At 38.6% G+C, this 19,036-nt stretch carries 16 protein-coding genes; 6 read left to right on the top strand and 10 right to left on the bottom strand.

Features of this window, described 5'->3' with window-relative positions:
* Window position 1: 1 nt before the first annotated feature.
* From rlmN to MWJ95_RS07290, 10 genes are all read right to left on the bottom strand, one after another.
* Entirely contained in the window at window positions 2–1,144 is a 1,143-nt protein-coding gene (rlmN, locus tag MWJ95_RS07335; RefSeq protein WP_249073175.1) for a dual-specificity RNA methyltransferase RlmN, read from the bottom strand.
* A complete protein-coding gene (gene rsmB / locus MWJ95_RS07330; protein WP_249104889.1) occupies window positions 1,144–2,505 on the bottom strand; it encodes a 16S rRNA (cytosine(967)-C(5))-methyltransferase RsmB in 1,362 nt (453 codons plus the stop codon). The genes rlmN and rsmB overlap by 1 nt, the downstream gene beginning before the upstream one ends.
* A complete protein-coding gene (fmt, locus tag MWJ95_RS07325; protein ID WP_249073177.1) occupies window positions 2,502–3,443 on the bottom strand; it encodes a methionyl-tRNA formyltransferase in 942 nt (313 codons plus the stop codon). Before fmt ends, rsmB begins: the two co-directional genes overlap by 4 nt.
* Window position 3,444: 1 nt before the next feature.
* Window positions 3,445–3,939 carry a peptide deformylase gene (def, locus tag MWJ95_RS07320; protein ID WP_249073178.1) on the bottom strand — a complete coding sequence of 165 codons (495 nt, stop codon included), beginning with the start codon at window positions 3,937–3,939 and terminating at the stop codon, window positions 3,445–3,447.
* Window positions 3,940–3,996: 57 nt separating this feature from the next.
* On the bottom strand, window positions 3,997–4,176 hold the full coding sequence (locus MWJ95_RS07315; RefSeq protein WP_249104887.1) for a hypothetical protein: 180 nt from the start codon (window positions 4,174–4,176) through the stop codon (window positions 3,997–3,999).
* A gap of 265 nt (window positions 4,177–4,441) precedes the next feature.
* Complete coding sequence (gene priA / locus MWJ95_RS07310; protein WP_249073179.1) at window positions 4,442–6,847, bottom strand: primosomal protein N'; 2,406 nt, start codon at window positions 6,845–6,847, stop codon at window positions 4,442–4,444.
* Complete coding sequence (gene coaBC, locus MWJ95_RS07305) at window positions 6,844–7,854, bottom strand: bifunctional phosphopantothenoylcysteine decarboxylase/phosphopantothenate--cysteine ligase CoaBC (protein WP_249073180.1); 1,011 nt, start codon at window positions 7,852–7,854, stop codon at window positions 6,844–6,846. The genes priA and coaBC overlap by 4 nt, the downstream gene beginning before the upstream one ends.
* A 127-nt stretch (window positions 7,855–7,981) precedes the next feature.
* Window positions 7,982–8,209, bottom strand: a complete 228-nt coding sequence (gene rpoZ / locus MWJ95_RS07300) for a DNA-directed RNA polymerase subunit omega (RefSeq protein ID WP_053483349.1) — start codon at window positions 8,207–8,209, stop codon at window positions 7,982–7,984.
* A gap of 4 nt (window positions 8,210–8,213) precedes the next feature.
* The gene (gene gmk, locus MWJ95_RS07295) at window positions 8,214–8,831 is read right to left on the bottom strand and encodes a guanylate kinase (protein WP_132357484.1); all 618 of its coding nucleotides are present in this window, start codon (window positions 8,829–8,831) and stop codon (window positions 8,214–8,216) included.
* Window positions 8,832–8,874: 43 nt separating this feature from the next.
* A complete protein-coding gene (locus tag MWJ95_RS07290; RefSeq protein WP_249073181.1) occupies window positions 8,875–9,750 on the bottom strand; it encodes a YicC/YloC family endoribonuclease in 876 nt (291 codons plus the stop codon).
* A 763-nt stretch (window positions 9,751–10,513) separates the two neighbouring features.
* On the opposite strand from MWJ95_RS07290, the gene MWJ95_RS07285 reads away from it, so the two are divergent.
* The 6 genes from MWJ95_RS07285 (at window position 10,514) to MWJ95_RS07260 (ending at window position 18,942) form a co-directional block, all read left to right on the top strand.
* Window positions 10,514–12,211, top strand: coding sequence for an Rqc2 family fibronectin-binding protein (locus tag MWJ95_RS07285; RefSeq protein ID WP_249073182.1), 1,698 nt, complete (start codon window positions 10,514–10,516; stop codon window positions 12,209–12,211).
* 1,123 nt (window positions 12,212–13,334) lie between these two features.
* On the top strand, window positions 13,335–14,987 hold the full coding sequence (locus MWJ95_RS07280) for a peptide ABC transporter substrate-binding protein (protein ID WP_249073183.1): 1,653 nt from the start codon (window positions 13,335–13,337) through the stop codon (window positions 14,985–14,987).
* A gap of 116 nt (window positions 14,988–15,103) precedes the next feature.
* Complete coding sequence (locus tag MWJ95_RS07275) at window positions 15,104–16,033, top strand: ABC transporter permease (protein ID WP_249073184.1); 930 nt, start codon at window positions 15,104–15,106, stop codon at window positions 16,031–16,033.
* Window positions 16,033–16,953, top strand: coding sequence for an ABC transporter permease (locus MWJ95_RS07270; protein WP_249073185.1), 921 nt, complete (start codon window positions 16,033–16,035; stop codon window positions 16,951–16,953). Before MWJ95_RS07275 ends, MWJ95_RS07270 begins: the two co-directional genes overlap by 1 nt.
* A gap of 14 nt (window positions 16,954–16,967) precedes the next feature.
* Complete coding sequence (locus MWJ95_RS07265; RefSeq protein ID WP_249073186.1) at window positions 16,968–18,023, top strand: ABC transporter ATP-binding protein; 1,056 nt, start codon at window positions 16,968–16,970, stop codon at window positions 18,021–18,023.
* On the top strand, window positions 18,016–18,942 hold the full coding sequence (locus MWJ95_RS07260) for an ABC transporter ATP-binding protein (RefSeq protein ID WP_249073187.1): 927 nt from the start codon (window positions 18,016–18,018) through the stop codon (window positions 18,940–18,942). Before MWJ95_RS07265 ends, MWJ95_RS07260 begins: the two co-directional genes overlap by 8 nt.
* Window positions 18,943–19,036 lie beyond the last annotated feature (94 nt).

Here is a 19,036-nt window from a genome sequence, read left to right as displayed (position 1 = left end):
GTCACCTCGTCTCTTCAGATCTCTCTTGCGCACGTAATTGTCCACACGCAGCAGCAATATCAGAACCTTGCTCTCGGCGGATCGTTACGTTAATACCATTCTTCTTTAAAGTTTTTTCAAAGGCAAAAATTTGACTACGGGATGTGCGAACATAATCACGTTCTGGTACGTAGTTTACCGGAATTAAGTTTACGTGACATTTAATTCCTTTTATTAATGCCGATAACTCTTCGGCAATTTCAACTGAATCATTTTCGCCAGACATTAAACCATATTCAAAAGTTACACGTCGGCCAGTTTTTTTAGTATAGTAACGGACAGCTTCCATTAATTCATCCAATTTGTAAGCACGTGCAATAGGCATCAGTTTTTGACGAGCCTCTTGGTTTGGTGCATGTAAAGATACTGCAAAATTGATTTGGAGCTGTTCATCTGCAAATTGATAAATTTTTGGAACAATCCCTGATGTTGATACAGTGATATGACGCGCACCAATATTTAATCCTTTTTCATTGTTGATGACTTTTAAGAAGTTCATCATCGCATCATAATTATCGAAAGGTTCTCCAATACCCATAATGACAATATGTGAAACACGCTCGCCCACTTCATCTAAAGTTTGCTGCACTTTAACAACTTGCTCCACGATTTCCCCTGCTAGTAAGTGACGTTTTAACCCACCTAAAGTTGACGCACAAAACGTACAGCCAATTCGGCAGCCTACCTGTGTCGTTACACAAACAGAGTTCCCATATTCATGTCGCATTAATACAGTTTCAATAGAATAGCCATCTTGTAACTGGAATAAAAACTTGATCGTACCATCTTTAGATTCCTGTTTAATAATTGTTGATAATGTCGTTAATGAAAAACTTGCTTCAAGTTTTTCGCGTAATCCTTTTGAAAGGTTAGACATTTCAGCAAATGTTTTGACACGTTTATTATAAAGCCAATCATAAATTTGAGCTGCTCGGAACGGTTTTTCATCATTTTCCTTTAACCATTCTTCTAACTGTTTCGGCTGTAATGAATAGACCGATTCCTTTAAATTTGGTTTTTCTTTTTTCGCACGTCGAACTGGCTTTTCTTCTGCTTCGTCAACTAAGTCGTTTATACGCTCATTAAATTTCTCTTGATCCACCATTAGTTGGATTCTCCTTTTTTACGAAAGGCGGCAACGAAGAAACCGTCACTGCCAAAGTCTTGTGGAAAGACTTGAAGCATGCCATTTGCTTGCTTTTCCGCTAATTTTGTTGGTAAAGATTCTAGTTGTATAGCTTCCATTTCTGGATGCGCTGATAAAAAGGCTTCTACAGTGCCTTCATTTTCTTTTTTATCGACTGTACATGTACTGTACACAAGTTTGCCATCTATTTTCAATACTTTTGTTGCAGCATCTAATAGCGCCAATTGTATTTTTTGGAGGTTTGCTAAATCTTCCTCCCGTTTTGTATATTTAATATCCGGCTTACGACGCATAACACCTAAACCACTACATGGCGCATCGACTAAAATAGCGTCGAATGATTCTGCTTTTAGAAAATCTGGAGCTTTACGCCCGTCAATCGGAGCAGTCTCTACTATATCAATCCCTAGACGTTCCGTATTATGGTCGATTAAATCTAATTTATGAGGGTGAAGGTCAGTCGCTAAAATCGAACCTTCATTTTTCATGATTTCAGCTATATGTGTTGTCTTTCCACCTGGAGCTGCACACATATCTAAGACGCGCATACCTGGAGATGGATGCAAAACATTCGCAGGAATCATTGAGCTTTCATCCTGAATGGTAATAAGTCCTTCTTGGAATGCCTTTGTCCGAGCGGGCTGACCGTTTGTTACATATAAGCATTCAGGCATTAGGTCGCTTTTTTTCGCTGTTAAACCTTCCGCTTCTATACTAGCAATCGCTTGATCAACACTTGCTTTCGTTGTATTGACACGTACAGTTTGCACAGGAGGCACATTATTTTCATGTAACATTTCAGCAGCTACTTCAATACCATAGTTATCGACAAAGCGTTGCACTAACCACTCGGGATGACTCGTTTCAATAGCAAGGCGCTCGATTGGATCATTAATGTCATCGGTAGAAGCTACACCCTGACGTAAAATAGATCGTAAAATACCGTTTACCATTGAGGCAATACCTTGGTGACCCCGACGCTTAGCAATTTCTACAGCTTCATTTACGGCTGCATGTGGTGGAATACGTGTTAAATAATGCATTTGATATAAAGATAAACGTAAAAGCCAGCGCACCCAATGATCCACTGAACCACGAATAAATGGCTCTAAATAGTAATCAAGCGTCATTTTATATTGGAGTGTCCCATACGTAATTTCTGTTAAAAGCGCACGATCCTTCGCTTCAATTTTATGTCGCTTGATCGTTTCATTTAAAAGTAAATTACTATAGGCTTGATTTTTATCTACTGCTAGCAGAATAGAAAGTGCAGCATCACGCACATTTCCATCCCAAATTACTACGCTTTTTTTACTCATTTAAACTGGTCCCCAATCTGTAATTTAGAACCTGTACCACGTAAATATTCCTCTGCTGTCATGCGTTTTTTACCAGCTGGTTGTACATCATACAGGGCAAGTGTTGTACCATTTCCTGCTGCAACTTCAAAATGATCCTTTGCAATCGCAACAACTTCACCAGTTTTAACATCATGCTTCGTGTTGCCAACCTGTGCCCACCAAATTTTAAAATTGCCATCTTCGAATGTTGTGTAGGCTACTGGCCAAGGGTGAAGACCACGCACTTGATTGTATAAAGTTGTAGCATCCTTTGTCCAATCAATACGTTCCTGTTCACGCGAAATATTGCTGGCAAATGTTACTTGTGCTTCATCCTGCACGGTACGATTATTTGTTCCATTTATAATAGAAGGAAGTGTAGCTTTTAATAAATCAGAACCTACAACACTTAGCTTATCGAATAGTCCACCCGTATGATCATCCTCTTCGATTGGAATAGCCTTTTGAGAAATAATATCACCTGCATCAAGCTTTTGCGCCATGTACATAATCGTTACGCCAGTCTCTTTTTCACCATCAATAATTGCTTGATGAATAGGTGCTCCACCACGATACTTCGGTAAAAGTGACGCATGGACGTTAATACAACCAAGAGGTGGTGCATCTAGCAATTCTTTCGGCAAAATTTGTCCAAAAGCAGCCGTTACGACTAGGTCAGGCTGTAAATCAATAATTTGCTGTAATTCCTCAGAACCACGTAGCTTTTCAGGCTGAATAACAGGTAAACCTAACTCCATCGCTGCTGCTTTCACAGGTGGTGGTGTTAGCACACGCTTACGCCCAACTGGACGATCTGGTTGTGTAACTACAGCTTTAATGTCATAACCTTCATGATGTAGCATACGCAAAATTGGTGCGGAGAAATCAGGTGTTCCCATAAAAATTATTGAAGTCATATTATTCCTCCTCTTCAGCGTACAATGCTTCAAGCTCTTCTTCAGTTAGAATACGTTTGATTTTTGAATCAAATAGAACGCCATCTAAATGATCGATTTCGTGTAAAATTGCTCGTGCATCAAAGCCTCCCGCTTCTAGCTCATATACACGTCCTTCACGGTCACACGCTTCAATTTTCACATAGTCAGGTCGTTCAACCTCACCGTATAATCCCGGAAAGCTTAAACATCCTTCAATATCTACTTCAGCACCATCTGTTTTAATAACAGTTGGATTAATCATTTCTAAAATATCGCGTTCCTCGCCAAGCTCAACGATTGCAACTCGTAATCCTACATTTATTTGTGGGGCTGCAATACCAACGCCATCGTATTCAACCATTGTGTCATATAAATCATCTAGTAATGTAATAATTTCTTCATTAATTTCTGTTACTTCCGCGCACGGCGTTGATAGTACCTTTGCTGGATGTTCTACAACTTTTTTAATTGCCATATTATGTTCCTCATTTCTATATTTAAGGCTTATACCTTGTCTATTTGTAACACTACGTCATAATGTGGGGCTGATTTCCGTTCCGGCTGGGCGCTTTGTAGCTGACGCTGCGCTTTCGCTACAGAAAACATTTGCTGCTGCCGCTTCGCTTTCGCGCAGATAAAACATTTGTAGCTGACGCTGCGCTTTCGCTACAGAAAACATTTGCTGCTGCCGCTTCGCTTTCGCCCAGAGCAAAGCTTCCTGGGGGCATACGATGAGCCGCTTCGCTTCGCTGCAGGGTCTCGGGCCAACAGATGTTTTTTGCGCGAAAGCGTAGTGCTAACGTAGCGGCAGCAGCACCGAGGTTGGTCACGAAGGCGGTATCACAGGATGTGATGCTCTTAGCCTTCGTTCCTCTATTGCTAATCCCCAAGGAGTCGCCCAACCTCCACTCCAATCAACTATTATACATTGCATACGTTTTAACAAAATGTCATGTCCAATATGGAGATGAACTATTTTATATAGTTGACGGATCTAAATCTACCGTCATTAATATACCCTGTTTAATCCATTCCGCTCGATACATCGCTAGAAGGCGCTGTAATACAGGAATGAGATTTGGTTCAATTTTATATTTTATCAAACATTGATAACGATATCTATTTTGGAGACGACTAATGCTTGCGGTTGTTGGACCAATAATTGCTACCCGGTTAGATAAGTTTTCCCTTAGCCAATCCACCGCACGTCCAGCATATTCTGCCGCCATCATAACATCCTCATGAGATAGTTGAACAAGTGCTACATAATAATACGGCGGGTAGCTTGAACGGCGGCGTAAAAACATTTCACGTTCGTAAAATGGCTCATAATCTTGTATTTTTGCCAATTCAATTGCATAATGCTCTGGTGTATACGATTGAATAATCACCTCACCATGCTTTTCATGACGTCCAGCCCTACCACTAACCTGCGTTAATAATTGGAATGTACGCTCCGCTGCACGGTAATCTGGTAAATGCAGTGATGTATCAGCACTAAGTACACCCACAAGCGTAATATTAGGAAAATCAAGACCTTTAGCAATCATTTGTGTCCCTAGCAAAATATCTGCTTGTCCTTCCCCAAATGCTTGTAAAATTTCTTCATGTGCACCTTTGTGCTTTGTTGTATCAACATCCATTCGGAGAACTCTTGCCTCAGGAAATAGCTTATAAATTTCTTCTTCGACTTTTTGGGTTCCTGTACCAAAATAACGAATATGCTCACTTTGGCATTGTGGGCATATTTGAGGAACATGCTCCTCATATCCGCAATAATGACATTTTAATTTCTCTGTTGTTCGATGATACGTTAACGAAATATCACAGTTCGGGCATTGTACAACCGTTCCACAATCGCGACAAAGCACAAAAGAAGAATAGCCACGACGATTTAAAAAGAGCACCATCTGTTCTTTCTTCTCAAGTCTTACACGTATAGCCTCAACAAGCTGCTCCGAAAACATAGAACGATTCCCTTTTTGAAGCTCTTCTCGCATATCAGCAATAAAAACGGTTGGCAATGGTTGATGCAAAGCACGTTGCCTTAACGATAGCAAACTATACACGTCCTTTTTTGCTCTCGCAAATGACTCAAGCGCGGGCGTTGCACTACCTAAAATAACAGGACATTTATAAAATTCACTTCGCCATATCGCTACATCTCTAGCGTGATAACGCGGTGAATCTTCTTGCTTGTATGTCGATTCATGTTCTTCATCTAAAATAATAAGACCTATATTTGTAAAAGGTGCGAAAATTGCCGAGCGTGCCCCAACAACGACGCTCACCTTTCCTTGCTGAATTTTACGCCATTCATCATATTTTTCACCGACAGATAAACCACTATGCATTACAGCAACCATCTCACCAAAACGACTACGAAAACGTTCTGTCATTTGTGGTGTTAATGATATTTCAGGCACCAACATAATGGCTTCCTTACCTTCATCTAACACCTTTTGTATCGCTTGCAAATACACTTCAGTTTTACCACTTCCCGTGACGCCGTGTAGTAAAAAAGTTTGCGCTGTCTGATTTTCCATTGAACTTGTAATAGCCTTTAATGCATTGTACTGCTCATCCGTCAATTGTAAAGATTGAGTTCGGGAAACCTCCTTCGTAAAGGGGTCACGATACACCTCTTCTTGTATAAAATGGGCGGCTCCTTTTTCAATAACTGACTGTAATACCGCGGAGGATGCACCTGTTTCCTCATAGATTTTTTGTGGCAATAGCACCTCTCCTAGGTGCCTGCCCATCCATTCAATCAGCTGGCGTTGTTTAGCTGCTCTCGCTGCACCTTCCATAGCCTTAGCGATATCTTGCTGATTATCTGAAATTTTGACCATCCGTATTTCTTTCACATTCCCTTGCTGCTTAACAACATTTTCGATTTTTACAATTTTATTAGTGATAAGTTGTTTTAATAACGGAAGTGACTCAGCACGCTCGAATTCTTTGAAATTAACCTGTTGTCGTTTCCCAAAAATAGCTTGAGCCTCATCTGGCAAAGCATCTTTCTCCACTAGTAGCGTTATGATTTTCTCATACTTCGCACGAAGCGCTGATGGGAGCATGACCTGTAAGGCATCAATTTCATAGCAAATCGTTTCGTTTTTCAGCCACTTTGCCATTAATAGCATTTCTTCTGTTAATACAGGCTCTATATCTAAAATTTGCGCGATCGACTTTAATTTATTAGATGGTACATCTGTTTCATTTTTTAACCCAACCACAAATCCTAGAACATTTCTTGGCCCAAACGGTACTTTTACGCGACATCCCATTTCGATAATATGCGTCCATTCTGTAGGCACTTCATAGTCAAATGGACGATCCACATGGTAAGTTGAAACATCCACTATAACCTCAGCAATCATTGCTTCTCACCCTGTAATACATATGTCCAAAATGCTTGCGCAAACTGCATGGCATTTGTCGTATCCCACAATTGACCTTTTACTTCCGCTGTGTCACTAAAATCAATCCACGTGTCAGACTTGATTGTTAGCATTGGTTTACCAATCACTTTTTGCCCAAAAGTGATTGAGGTCATTCCTTCAACGGATAATATTGGTGCTCCTTCAATTGTAGGTGTATTTGCTGCATGGATAAAAAATGCAGATGGATATTGTTTTTTATAATCTGCAAGCTGATCAAAGAGCTTATACACGCTTGTTTCATTCTTATCTATAAGGACTACATTTGCCCCAAGCGTTTTTGCTTCCTCTGCTATTGCCTGACCAATTCTACTATTTGATTGTGTGCTAATCACATGGTGCTCGTCCAATGGAACATAATACGCTCCAGCTGTAATCACTACCGTTTTACCTGCTAAAGGCTTAAGCTTCTCTGAAAAAAATTCTTGCACGATCGCCGTTATTTTTTCTGGCTCCTCTAAACGGCCTTTACCAACATAGCCACATGCCAAAAATCCTTCCGAAGGCTCAATAAATTGATAGCCATCAGATTGTAACTGTGCTAAATTTCGTTTTACCGCTGGATGGTCATACATATGTACATTCATCGCCGGTGCAAGCCATACAGGGGCTGTTGTTGCAAGCAAGGTCGTTGTTACCATATCGTCTGCAATTCCATTCGCCAGTTTTCCTATAATATTTGCTGTAGCTGGTGCAACTAAAATTAAATCTGCCCAATCCGCCAACTCAATATGGGCAATAACACTCGAATCCTTTTCATCAAAAGTATCGAAAAAAACATCATTTTTGGACATAACTTGAAAGCTCAGCGGATTCACAAATTGTCTTGCTGATGCTGTCATGATAACCTTTACATTTGCTCCTGCCTGAGATAGCTTGCTAACTAGAGCAACGGCCTTATAAACCGCTATACCACCTGAAACACAAAGTAAAATATTTTTATTCATGCACAATCGTCCTTTCAAATGATAAGCTCCCAAAGGAACATTCCTCGGGAGCTCTCGACATTCTGTATAATCAAAAATCCACTGCAGACGTTAACATTAATTTCGCAAAAGCTTCTTTATATCAATGTTAGATTTCGTCTTCGTACACAGTTGACTCATCCTGTGACACTTTCGTAAGTACACCTGCTGCTACTTCTTCAAGTGCTTTCCCTACGTATTTATGGGAAACATACTTGTGTAAGCGTTCAGTGTCTTGTTCCTCTTGCATTTGACGAGCACGTTTAGATGCTAGGCTTACTAAAGAGTATTTTGAATCGATTTCTTTTTTTAATGTATCTACTGATGGGTATAACATAGGTTTATTCTCCTCTCAACATTGACAAATATCTTTTTTCAACACGTTCTCTACGACAATGCTCCGCTTTTATGATCGCATTGATACGATCACAAGCATTTGTCACTTCATCATTTTCAACTACGTAATCATAAAGACTCATCATTTCGAGTTCCTCACTTGCAGTTGCAATACGCTTCGCAATTACGTCTGCTGTTTCCGTCCCTCTACCAACTAAACGATCTTTTAATTCCGTTAAGCTTGGTGGGGCTAAGAAAATAAATAATGCATCTGGTGCCTTTTTGCGGATTTGCGCAGCACCTTGCACTTCGATTTCTAAAAACACATCACGTCCTGCATCAAGTGTTTCATTTACGTAGGCTAACGGAGTTCCGTAATAATTCCCTACAAATTCAGCATGCTCCAATAAGCCACCCTGTTCAATCAACGCTTCAAACTCTTCACGTGTCTTGAAAAAATAGTCTACACCATCTACTTCACCTTCGCGAGGATTTCGTGTTGTCATCGAGATGGAATACTCATAATTCGTATTCGGCTGAGAAAATAATTCTTTTCGCACTGTCCCTTTACCTACACCAGATGGGCCAGACAGAACAATTAATAATCCACGTTCTTTTATCATTTATTCTCTATATCTCCCTTAATTTATAACAGATACAAGCAAGCTATTCGATATTTTGAACTTGCTCGCGCATCTTTTCTAAAATTGTTTTCGCCTGAACGACTGCAACGGACGCCTCTGTTGATTGATTTTTTGAACCAATCGTGTTGATCTCGCGATGTATTTCCTGCATTAAAAAGTCTAATTTACGGCCAACTGAAATTGTTTCTTGTAATGTTTCTTCCAGTTGATGAAAGTGACTATCTAATCGATCTAATTCTTCAGTGATGTCCACACGTTCAGCAAATATCGCTACTTCAGCAAATAGACGATCTTCTAACAACGCTCCATCCGCCACTTCAGTAATTCTTTCTGATAATCGTGTACGATATTTTGCAACAGCATGAGAAGCGCATGAACGAATCTGGTTCACTTGTTCTATTAACTGTTCTTTATATTGTACAACAACATCATGCAATTCTTGCCCTTCACGCTCACGCATTTGTATTAGCTGTTCAAGTGCTTGTGATATAGCCTTTTCAACAGCATAGAGTAAATCCTCAGGTGTAAGCTGTGGCTTTTTCTGTACAAGTGCTTGTTCAAGCGATAGTACTTCTTGCATTGTCCATTTTTCTTCTAATGGTACTTTATTTGCTAATTGCTCTTTTGCCTTACGATACGCTTCAATTAATGACCAATTAATTTCAATAGATTGCTCGACGTTCTCTAAATCCTTAACATAAACCATCACATCAATTTTGCCACGTGACAAATCTTGCGAAATTAATTTTTTAGCAAAAATTTCTGCTTCAAGCCATTCTTTCGGGAACTTTGCATTAATTTCTAAAAATCGATGGTTGACCGAGCGCATTTCTACGGTTAATTGAAAGTCTCTTGTTGTTGTGACACCTCTGCCAAAACCAGTCATACTACGCACCAAGGTTCGTCACACCCTTCTTTGCATACTGGGATTATTATAACATAAGCTCTGTCATTTATGACGTAAAAAATAGATCAATTTCGCCTTGGTGTAATTGCGTCCGGATTTTGATTTGTGCCCGCACAATTCATTCCTTTCAAAATCCACGACATCCACTGAATGAAGATAAAGCAAAAGCTAATTCTACCACAATAGAAGCTATATTTTAATATTCACCTAAAAAATGCTATGATAAACATAAGAAAAGCCCATTACTAAAAGATATAGTTGGTGTTTGTTAAAATGTACGCCCTATCTAGAAGTTGATTTTCGTTACGACTAGGTAACTCCTTGGGATTAGCGGCACATTGGAGTTCCCCACATACCGCCCAGTCGGAACGGAATCAACCACACTTTATTGTGATGAGCATATAAATGGATTTAACTATAAGGTGTGTTGATTAAGAAAACCTCGTTTTGCTATCGAGTGATTTTTTTTGTTATTTTGCAGCTGATTGTAGTGAAGGGCTACTTGACTCCCGCGGGAAAGCGAGACAGACGAGACCCTGCACGGAGCGAAGCGGAGGAAGCGGCTCGACGCTCGCCCGCAGGAAGCTTTGCTCTGTGCGAAAGCGTAGAGACAGCAACAAAGCAAGTAGCCCGTAACGGAAATCTGCACCTTCTATGTAATTTGTGTAGATAAAAACGGTTAATCAATGCACCTGTTAAAATAAAAAATACGAAAGTACCAAGGATGCTTATATCGTTGGAAAGAGGGATTCATATGGCATTTGACGGCTTATTTACTTATTCAATGACAGCCGACCTACAACAATTAGTATCAGGTCGGATCACTAAAATACATCAACCAAACGCTCAGGAAGTCGTACTACATATCCGTGCGAACGGAAGCAATCATAAATTACTTTTTTCGATTCATTCTTCTTACGCACGCGTTCACCTTACTGAGCATTCAATTGACAATCCAGCAGAACCCCCGATGTTTTGTATGCTGTTGAGAAAGCATATAGAGGGTGGTTTTATTTCTTCTATTAAACAGCACGATTTTGATCGTATTATAATAGTAGAAATCGAAAGTAAAAATGAAATTGGGGACCCTATTGTAAGGGAGTTACATGCTGAAATTATGGGCCGTCACAGTAACCTGTTGTTAATAGATAAGGAACAGGGAAAAATAGTCGACAGCTTAAAACATTTGCCGCCTTCCGTGAATAGTTTCCGTACAGTTTTACCTGGTCAGCCTTATATCGCACCGCCCGCACAGAATAAATGGCACCCTCTAGCAGTAACGGACGAACAGATAGCACTGTTTTTCTCTGAACCTAAAACGGCTAAGGAAGTTGTTTCGCAATTTATTGGTTTCTCACCTATACATGCCGAGGAACTATTATTCCGATTAACCAACACTGCTGATCGTGTTAGTTGCTTTAAAGATTTTATAGCTTCCTTTAATAACGGTGGAACAAAGCCGATGTATGTAAATGCAAATAATAAAACTTACTTCTCACCAATCGAGCTAACACATTTACAAGGGGATATAACAACTTATCCAAATGTTCACGAGCTACTTGACCGCGTATTCTTTGCTCGAGCTGAGCGTGATCGTGTCAAACAGCAGGCAGGTGATTTAGAACGATGGCTGCAAAATGAAATTGACAAACTTCTATTAAAAACTAAAAAGTTAAATAAAGACTACGAACGTGCGTCTAAGCTAGATCAGTTCCAATTATATGGGGAGTTGCTGATGGCGAATATTTACGCGTTTGAAAAAGGTGTAAAGGAAGTAACTGTTACGAACTATTATAGCGAAACAGGAGATGAAGAAATCACCATTCCAGTAAGTGAACGTAAAACACCTATTGAAAATGCACAAAGCTATTACACAAAATACACAAAAGCAAAAAATGCCCTAATTATGGTTCAAGAACAGTTAGAAAAAACGAAGGAAGAAATAGCCTATTTCGAAATGCTTGCTCAGCAGGTACAACAGGCTGCACCAGGAGATATAGAAGAAATTCGCGAAGAATTAGCAGAACAAGGTTATCTGAAACTACGTCATTCAAGAAAAAAGAAAAAACTAGCGAAGCCTGAGCCCGAACGTTATGTCTCTTCTACAGGTGTAGCAATCTCTGTTGGGAAAAACAACAAACAAAATGACATGCTTACCTTTAAAATGGCTAAACGCACAGATATTTGGCTGCATACAAAAGATATTCCAGGCTCACATGTTGTCATTCATACAAGTGAACCTGACGAAACAACATTACGAGAAGCTGCAACACTTGCTGCCTATTTTTCTAAAGCAAGAGACTCTTCCTCTGTTCCAGTAGATTACACAGAAATACGTCAGGTAAAAAAACCAAATGGCGCTAAACCTGGTTTTGTTATTTACTTCGAACAAAAGACTTTATATATGGATCCAGATGAGGCTGTCATTTTACAGTTAAAAAAACAGTCTTAAAGAGTGGAATACGGTATGAACTATATCGTATTCCTTTTTTTGTGGTGATTACCACCTAATCTGTCCTCAACAAGTAAATCATGTTGCTACAGATTTAAGCGGAAAATCCTCGGACTTACAAACTGAAATTAATCAATTCAAGCTTTAAACATTCAAGCAGAGCATATCGACATGCTCTGCTTTATTTATGTTTTCATCATTCCTGATAGTGAAAGCGTCAGTGCAACGGTACGTAGCATTAGAAAGAAACATCTTATAGCACCACGATACCTTCACATTTCTTAGGAAATGTTTATCTTTAACTACTGTTTATTTTTAGGAAGACTACCACTTGGTCGTAAAAATATGGTAAAATTGACCACACAACGAAATGAAGCAAGTTCGACTTCCTTATTTTTTAGTAATTATATGTAGAAGTTTTCCTCCTAAGAGATACAAATGGATTTCTACATTAAACAACATCACAACAACCTATAAGATTTTCTTCCATTCACTTCAAACTCATATATGTACTATTTTTTTATACATTATCGTATATTCAAGTAATGTGTAAATTATTTCAAAAAAATATACTTTACTTAAATGCTGTGCATTTATTCTGTAAGAAAGGCACATTTTACTCTAATTCTTCTTTTTTCTCTCTTATACTCGGTAATCATAAATAAATACAAAACAAGATTCTTATATATCATTATTAGATACAAACAATCATTCTTCGAGATTATAAATTACAAAAAAAAAATGCCCGCCCAAGAATATAAATCACTCAGTTTTACCTCAATTTTCTACAAATTTATACAAACCCCTTACAAGCATCACCTCAAGGACCTTTGACTCATTTTTCTGATAATAATATCATTATCTGAAGAATACGAATTTTCATTCTAGTGAGTTATTTCTCTGTTTTTAATTCTTTTTTGATATCACGAACAAATAAACATCATTTTTTTACTACGAAAGCGCTTTCTCTCTTCAATGTAATGAATCGAAAAAAATTATCATCCTCTTAAATGTCAGATAATACTATATAAATTTGAATCTTTTTTATTTTGTACACAATGATTTTTTGGTATATTAAATAAGAGCTTCACAAAAGGCTTAAAATTGTATAAGGGGGATTCACATGATTAAAAACAAAAAGTTTTTATTATTAACTGTCCTTGCAGTATTTTCACTAGTATTAGCTGCATGTGGCTTCGGTGGTGAAGATTCTGATAATTCTTCATCTTCAGACGGCGCAAAAGATTCTGGTTCAAAAGCTAAAGAGCTTAGATTAGCAGTCGCTTCAGAACCACCATCTTTACACCCAGGGCTTGCAACAGATACTACATCTAGTGCAATCTTACTTAACGTTTTCGAAGGTCTAACAGTTGTAGATAATGAAGGTAACCTTACTGAAGGTATGGCTGAGAAGTGGGATATAAGTGATGATAAAAAGACTTATACTTTCCACTTACGTGATGCAAAATGGTCAAATGGCGATTCAGTTGTAGCAGGAGACTTCGAATATGCTTGGAAATGGGTGTTAAACCCAGAAAACCTTTCAGAGTATTCTTCAATTTTCTACCCAATTAAAGGTGCTCAAGCATACAACGATGGAAAGGGTTCTGTAGATGATGTTGGTATCAAAGCTGAAGATGACAAAACTTTAGTCGTAACTTTAGAAAACCCAACACCTTATTTCTTAGAATTAGCAGCATTCAAAACTTATTTACCAATTAACAAAAAAGCGGCTGAAGCTAATAAAGAATGGTATGCAGACGCAGGCGAAAATTACGTAACAAATGGTGCTTATAAATTAAGTGATTGGAAACATAGTGATTCTATCGTTCTTACAAAAAATGAAGACTATTGGGATGCATCAAATGTTGATGTTAAAACTGTAAATATTTCTATGGTTGAAAAAGAAGCAACTGTTGCTACTAAGTTTAAAGGTGGCGAGCTTGACTATATTGGTGCGCCATTCCAAACAGTAGACCTTAATGCTCTTGATGAATTCAAAAAAGATGGTTCTTTAAGTAACAAGGACCAAGCAAGTGTTTATATGTATAAATTCAATACAAAAAAAGACAAACTTATGGCTAATGTAAATATTCGAAAAGCTCTAACTCTAGCAATTGATCGTCAAAAATTAGTTGACAACGTAACGAAAGCGGACCAAAAACCAGCTCTAGGTATGGTTCCAATCGTAGTTCCTGGATTTGAAAAAGATCGTGGTTACTTTAAGGACAATGATGTTGAAGGAGCAAAAGCTGCTCTTGAAGCTGGTATGAAAGAACTTGGCATTAAGGATCCTAAAGATATCACAATTAACATTTCATTTAATACTTCTGAAGCACATGCCGCAGTCGCTCAATTTGTTCAAGAACAATGGAGCAAAGATCTAGGCATTAATGTTAAGCTTGATAATTCAGAATGGCAAGTTTATCTTGACAAACTAAACACTGGTGACTACCAAGCTGGTCGTTATGGTTGGGTAGCAGACTATCTAGACGCATATACATTCCTTGAAATGTACGATACTGCTAAAAACGGTAACAACGATACTGGTTGGGAAAACGCTGAATACAAAGGCTTCTTAGATAAGGCTGTTGCTGAAGCAGATGAAGCTAAACGTCTTGAGTATCTAAAAAAAGCAGAATCAATCATTATGACTGAATTCCCAGTTGCGCCTATTTACTACTATACACACCCTTCAGTAGTTAAAAAAGGTATTGAAAACTTAGATCCTAACGATACTGGTGATATTCACCTTAAATATGTAAAAATGAAATAATTGTTTAAAGCTCTAAAGCGAAGAGCTGCCTCGTAGCCACGGCGCGGGTCAGCTCTTTTTAAAATACGAAAGCACTTATTTGTCAGATAATTGACAAGTAGAAGGAGGAGTTTTATGTGATTAATTATATTTTGAAAAGGCTGATGTATATACTTCTCGCGCTTTTCGTCATCGTATCGGCTACGTTTTTCCTATTGCGTCTTGCACCTGGTAACCCATTTGCATCTGAGCGTAATTTCCCTCCTCAAATAGAGGAAAAGTTAAACGAAACGTATGGATTAAATAACCCTTGGTATATTCAGTACAAAGATTATTTAATCGATGCGGCCACTTTTGATTTCGGTGAATCTATGAAGTATAAAGCGCGTTCTACGAATGATATGATTGCAGAAGGCTTTCCTGTATCTTTAACATTAGGAATTGAAGCGATGCTACTAGCGATTGGATTGGGAGTATTAATCGGTGTAGTGGCAGCGCTTTATCATAATAGATTCCCAGATTATTTGGCAACGACTTTTGCGGTGCTCGGAATTTCCGTTCCATCTTTTATTTTAGCTGGACTCATGCAGTATTTCATTGCCTATAAACTTCAGTTATTCCCAATTAGCGGATGGAAAGGCTTTAGTTATAGTATATTGCCAGCCTTAGCTATTGCAATAACGCATATGGGTTTTATTGCTAAACTGACACGTTCAAGTATGCTTGAACAAAATAATAGTGATTACGTTAAAATGGCTCGAGCAAAAGGTTTAGGCAAATGGACAGTCGTTTTCCGCCATACTTTACGAAACGCCCTTTTACCAGTCGTTACTTATTTAGCTCCATTATCAGCTGGGGTTGTTACAGGTAGCTTCATTGTAGAGCAAATTTTTGCGGTTCCTGGTTTAGGTAAACACTTTGTGCAAAGTATTACGAACCGTGACTATACAGTTGTTATGGGAACAACTGTGTTCTTCTCAATCATTCTTTTATTTGCGGTCTTCATCGTAGATATTTTATATAGCGTAATCGACCCGCGAATTAAGCTGAAAGGAGCGAAAAAGTAATGACACAGCAACAAATCGAAAAAGATAAGTTTAAAATCGTTGGCGGAAATCATGAAGCAACTGAAAAATTAGCTGATACATCAGTCTCCTTTTGGAAGGAAGTATTTATGCGTTTTTCCCATAATAAAATGGCGATTTTCGGTTTAATTGCTTTAATTGCTATTTTTTTAATGGCTATCTTTGTGCCGATGTTTTCTCAATACCACTATAAAGACCAATTAGGTGTTTTTAACGCTCCACCATCGTCAGAATTTTGGTTTGGTACAGATGATTTAGGTCGGGATATTTTCGTTCGAATATGGGCTGGTGCTCGTATTTCTTTATTCATCGGGTTTGCTGCTGCCATCATTGACTTAATCATTGGCGTATTATGGGGAAGTATCTCTGGTTTAGCAGGCGGTCGAGTTGACAATATTATGATGCGTATTGCCGATGTCCTAACAGCTATACCTTACCTTTTAGTTGTAATCGTGCTATTAGTAGTATTAGAACAAGGTATCGTACCAATGATTATCGCATTATCCATTACAGGCTGGATTAATATGGCTCGTATTGTACGTGGTGAAGTACTATCTATTAAAAATCAAGAATATGTTTTGGCTGCGCGTACTTTAGGTGCAAGAACAGGACATTTAATACTAAAACATTTAGTGCCAAATGCACTTGGTGCAATTTTAGTAACCATGACATTAACAGTGCCATCTGCTATTTTTACAGAGTCTTTCCTTAGTTATTTAGGTCTTGGAGTTCCTGCTCCACTTGCATCATGGGGAACAATGGCTTCTGAAGGTAATGGTGCAATTACAAATGCTCCTTGGCGTTTAATTTTCCCAGCATTGTTCATTTCACTAACAATCTTTGCGTTTAACGCAGTTGGTGACGGCTTACGTGATGCATTAGATCCAAAACTACGTAAATAAGGAGGTGGCCGAAAATGAGTAAAACAATTTTAGAAGTAAAAGATTTAAAAATAAATTTTAAAACCTATGCAGGGCTTGTTCATGCTGTTCGTGGTGTAACCTTTGACTTAAAAGAAGGTGAAACACTCGCAATCGTTGGTGAATCCGGTTCTGGTAAGAGTGTTACGAGTAACGCATTAATGAAACTAATTCCACAGCCACCTGGTATTTATGAGTCAGGACAAATTTTATTTAATGGCCGTGATTTAGTACCTTTAAGTGATAAAGAAATGTCAAAAGTACGCGGAAATGAAATTGCAATGATTTTCCAAGATCCAATGACAAGCTTAAACCCGACGATGAAGGTCGGACGTCAAATAACTGAAGTGATTTTACAACATAAAAAAGTATCAAAAGCCGATGCTAAAAAACGTGCAATCGAACTTTTAACGCAGGTAGGTATCCCCTTCCCTGAAAAACGTTATAACCAATACCCGCATGAATTTTCAGGCGGTATGCGTCAGCGTGTTGTTATTGCCATTGCACTGGCAGCTGATCCTAAGCTTCTAATTGCCGATGAACCAACAACAGCATTAGACGTTACCATTCAAGCGCAAATTTTAGAGCTAATGAAAGAAATCCAAAAAAATTCGAAAACATCTATCATTTTCATTACTCACGATTTAGGTGTCGTTGCAAACATTGCTGACCGAGTTGCCGTTATGTATGCCGGACAAATCGTTGAATACGGTACTGTTAATGATATTTTCTATAATCCTAAGCATCCATATACATGGGGTCTGCTTGGTTCAATGCCTGACTTAGATAACGATACGGATGAGCTATTACGCACAATTCCTGGTTCACCACCAGATCTTATTAACCCTCCAAAGGGCGATGCGTTTGCCGCTCGTAATGAATTTGCAATGGCTATTGATTATGAGCAAGAGCCACCGATGTTCCAAGTAAGTGAAACACACTACGCAAAAACTTGGTTGATGCATCCTGACGCGCCAAAAATTCCGCTTCCAGATGCGGTTGCTAAACGTATTGAAGGATATTTAGCAAAGGAGGCACATTCAAATGACTAAATCGGGCGCAAAAAAAATTCTTGAAATTAAAAATTTAAAGCAGCATTTCGGTTCAGCAGGTAACCCTATTAAAGCTGTCGACGGTATTAGCTTCGATGTATACGAAGGTGAGACACTTGGTCTTGTTGGAGAATCGGGCTGTGGTAAATCGACAACTGGTCGTTCCATTATCCGCCTGTACGACATTACAGATGGTGAAATCATTTTCGATGGTGAAAATGTCCATGGGAAGAAATCTAAAAATGATTTAAAGAAATTTAATCGTCAAATGCAAATGATTTTCCAAGATCCATATGCTTCATTAAATCCGCGTATGACAGCTGGAGAAATCATTAGTGAAGGCTTTACGATTCACGGTCTTTACAAAGATAAAAAAGAGCGTCGTGAAAAAGTTAATCAACTACTAGAGGCTGTTGGCTTAAACAAAGAGCACGCAAACCGATATGCACACGAATTTTCCGGTGGTCAACGTCAACGTATCGGAATCGCCCGTGCGCTAAGCTTAGATCCTAAGTTTATTATCGCCGATGAACCGATTTCTGCACTTGACGTATCGATTCAAGCGCAAGTTGTTAACTTATTAAAACAACTGCAAAAAGAACGAGGCTTAACATATCTTTTCATTGCCCATGACTTATCAATGGTTAAGTATATCAGTGACCGTATCGCTGTTATGTACCGTGGTAAAATTATGGAAATCGGTAAAGCAGATGATATTTACAATCACCCTGTTCATCCGTATACAAAATCATTATTATCAGCAATTCCACTTCCTGACCCAATGTCAGAAAAACACCGTCAACGTATTCCGTACAAGCATACGGAAGTTGACGATAGCGCAACATACCATGAAGTAGGCGATCAGCATTATGTTTATGGTACTGCAGATCTTGCGAAAACTTGGGTTGCTAATCGATAATAACTTATACATCCATCCATTGTTATTTTACAGTGGGTGGATTTTTTCTATGAATACAGCTCATCACTGAGTGTTTCTTGGGATCCGATGAGAA

Origin of the sequence: Lysinibacillus sp. Bpr_S20 (genome assembly GCF_023337835.1) — a bacterium.
In the GTDB taxonomy this organism is placed as follows: domain Bacteria; phylum Bacillota; class Bacilli; order Bacillales_A; family Planococcaceae; genus Lysinibacillus.
This window is presented reverse-complemented; position numbering and strand designations above follow the sequence as displayed.

Bases quoted from the DNA above. Each gene is read 5' to 3' on its own strand.
- rpoZ (WP_053483349.1), bottom strand. From the start codon at position 8,209: ATGTTATACCCATCAGTAGATACATTAAAAAAAGAAATCGATTCAAAA.
- MWJ95_RS07260 (WP_249073187.1), top strand. From the start codon at position 18,016: ATGACTAAATCGGGCGCAAAAAAAATTCTTGAAATTAAAAATTTAAAG.
- coaBC (WP_249073180.1), bottom strand. From the start codon at position 7,854: ATGAATAAAAATATTTTACTTTGTGTTTCAGGTGGTATAGCGGTTTAT.
- fmt (WP_249073177.1), bottom strand. From the start codon at position 3,443: ATGACTTCAATAATTTTTATGGGAACACCTGATTTCTCCGCACCAATT.
- def (WP_249073178.1), bottom strand. From the start codon at position 3,939: ATGGCAATTAAAAAAGTTGTAGAACATCCAGCAAAGGTACTATCAACG.
- MWJ95_RS07270 (WP_249073185.1), top strand. From the start codon at position 16,033: ATGACACAGCAACAAATCGAAAAAGATAAGTTTAAAATCGTTGGCGGA.
- MWJ95_RS07285 (WP_249073182.1), top strand. From the start codon at position 10,514: ATGGCATTTGACGGCTTATTTACTTATTCAATGACAGCCGACCTACAA.
- rlmN (WP_249073175.1), bottom strand. From the start codon at position 1,144: ATGGTGGATCAAGAGAAATTTAATGAGCGTATAAACGACTTAGTTGAC.
- gmk (WP_132357484.1), bottom strand. From the start codon at position 8,831: ATGATAAAAGAACGTGGATTATTAATTGTTCTGTCTGGCCCATCTGGT.
- MWJ95_RS07265 (WP_249073186.1), top strand. From the start codon at position 16,968: ATGAGTAAAACAATTTTAGAAGTAAAAGATTTAAAAATAAATTTTAAA.
- priA (WP_249073179.1), bottom strand. From the start codon at position 6,847: ATGATTGCTGAGGTTATAGTGGATGTTTCAACTTACCATGTGGATCGT.
- rsmB (WP_249104889.1), bottom strand. From the start codon at position 2,505: ATGAGTAAAAAAAGCGTAGTAATTTGGGATGGAAATGTGCGTGATGCT.
- MWJ95_RS07280 (WP_249073183.1), top strand. From the start codon at position 13,335: ATGATTAAAAACAAAAAGTTTTTATTATTAACTGTCCTTGCAGTATTT.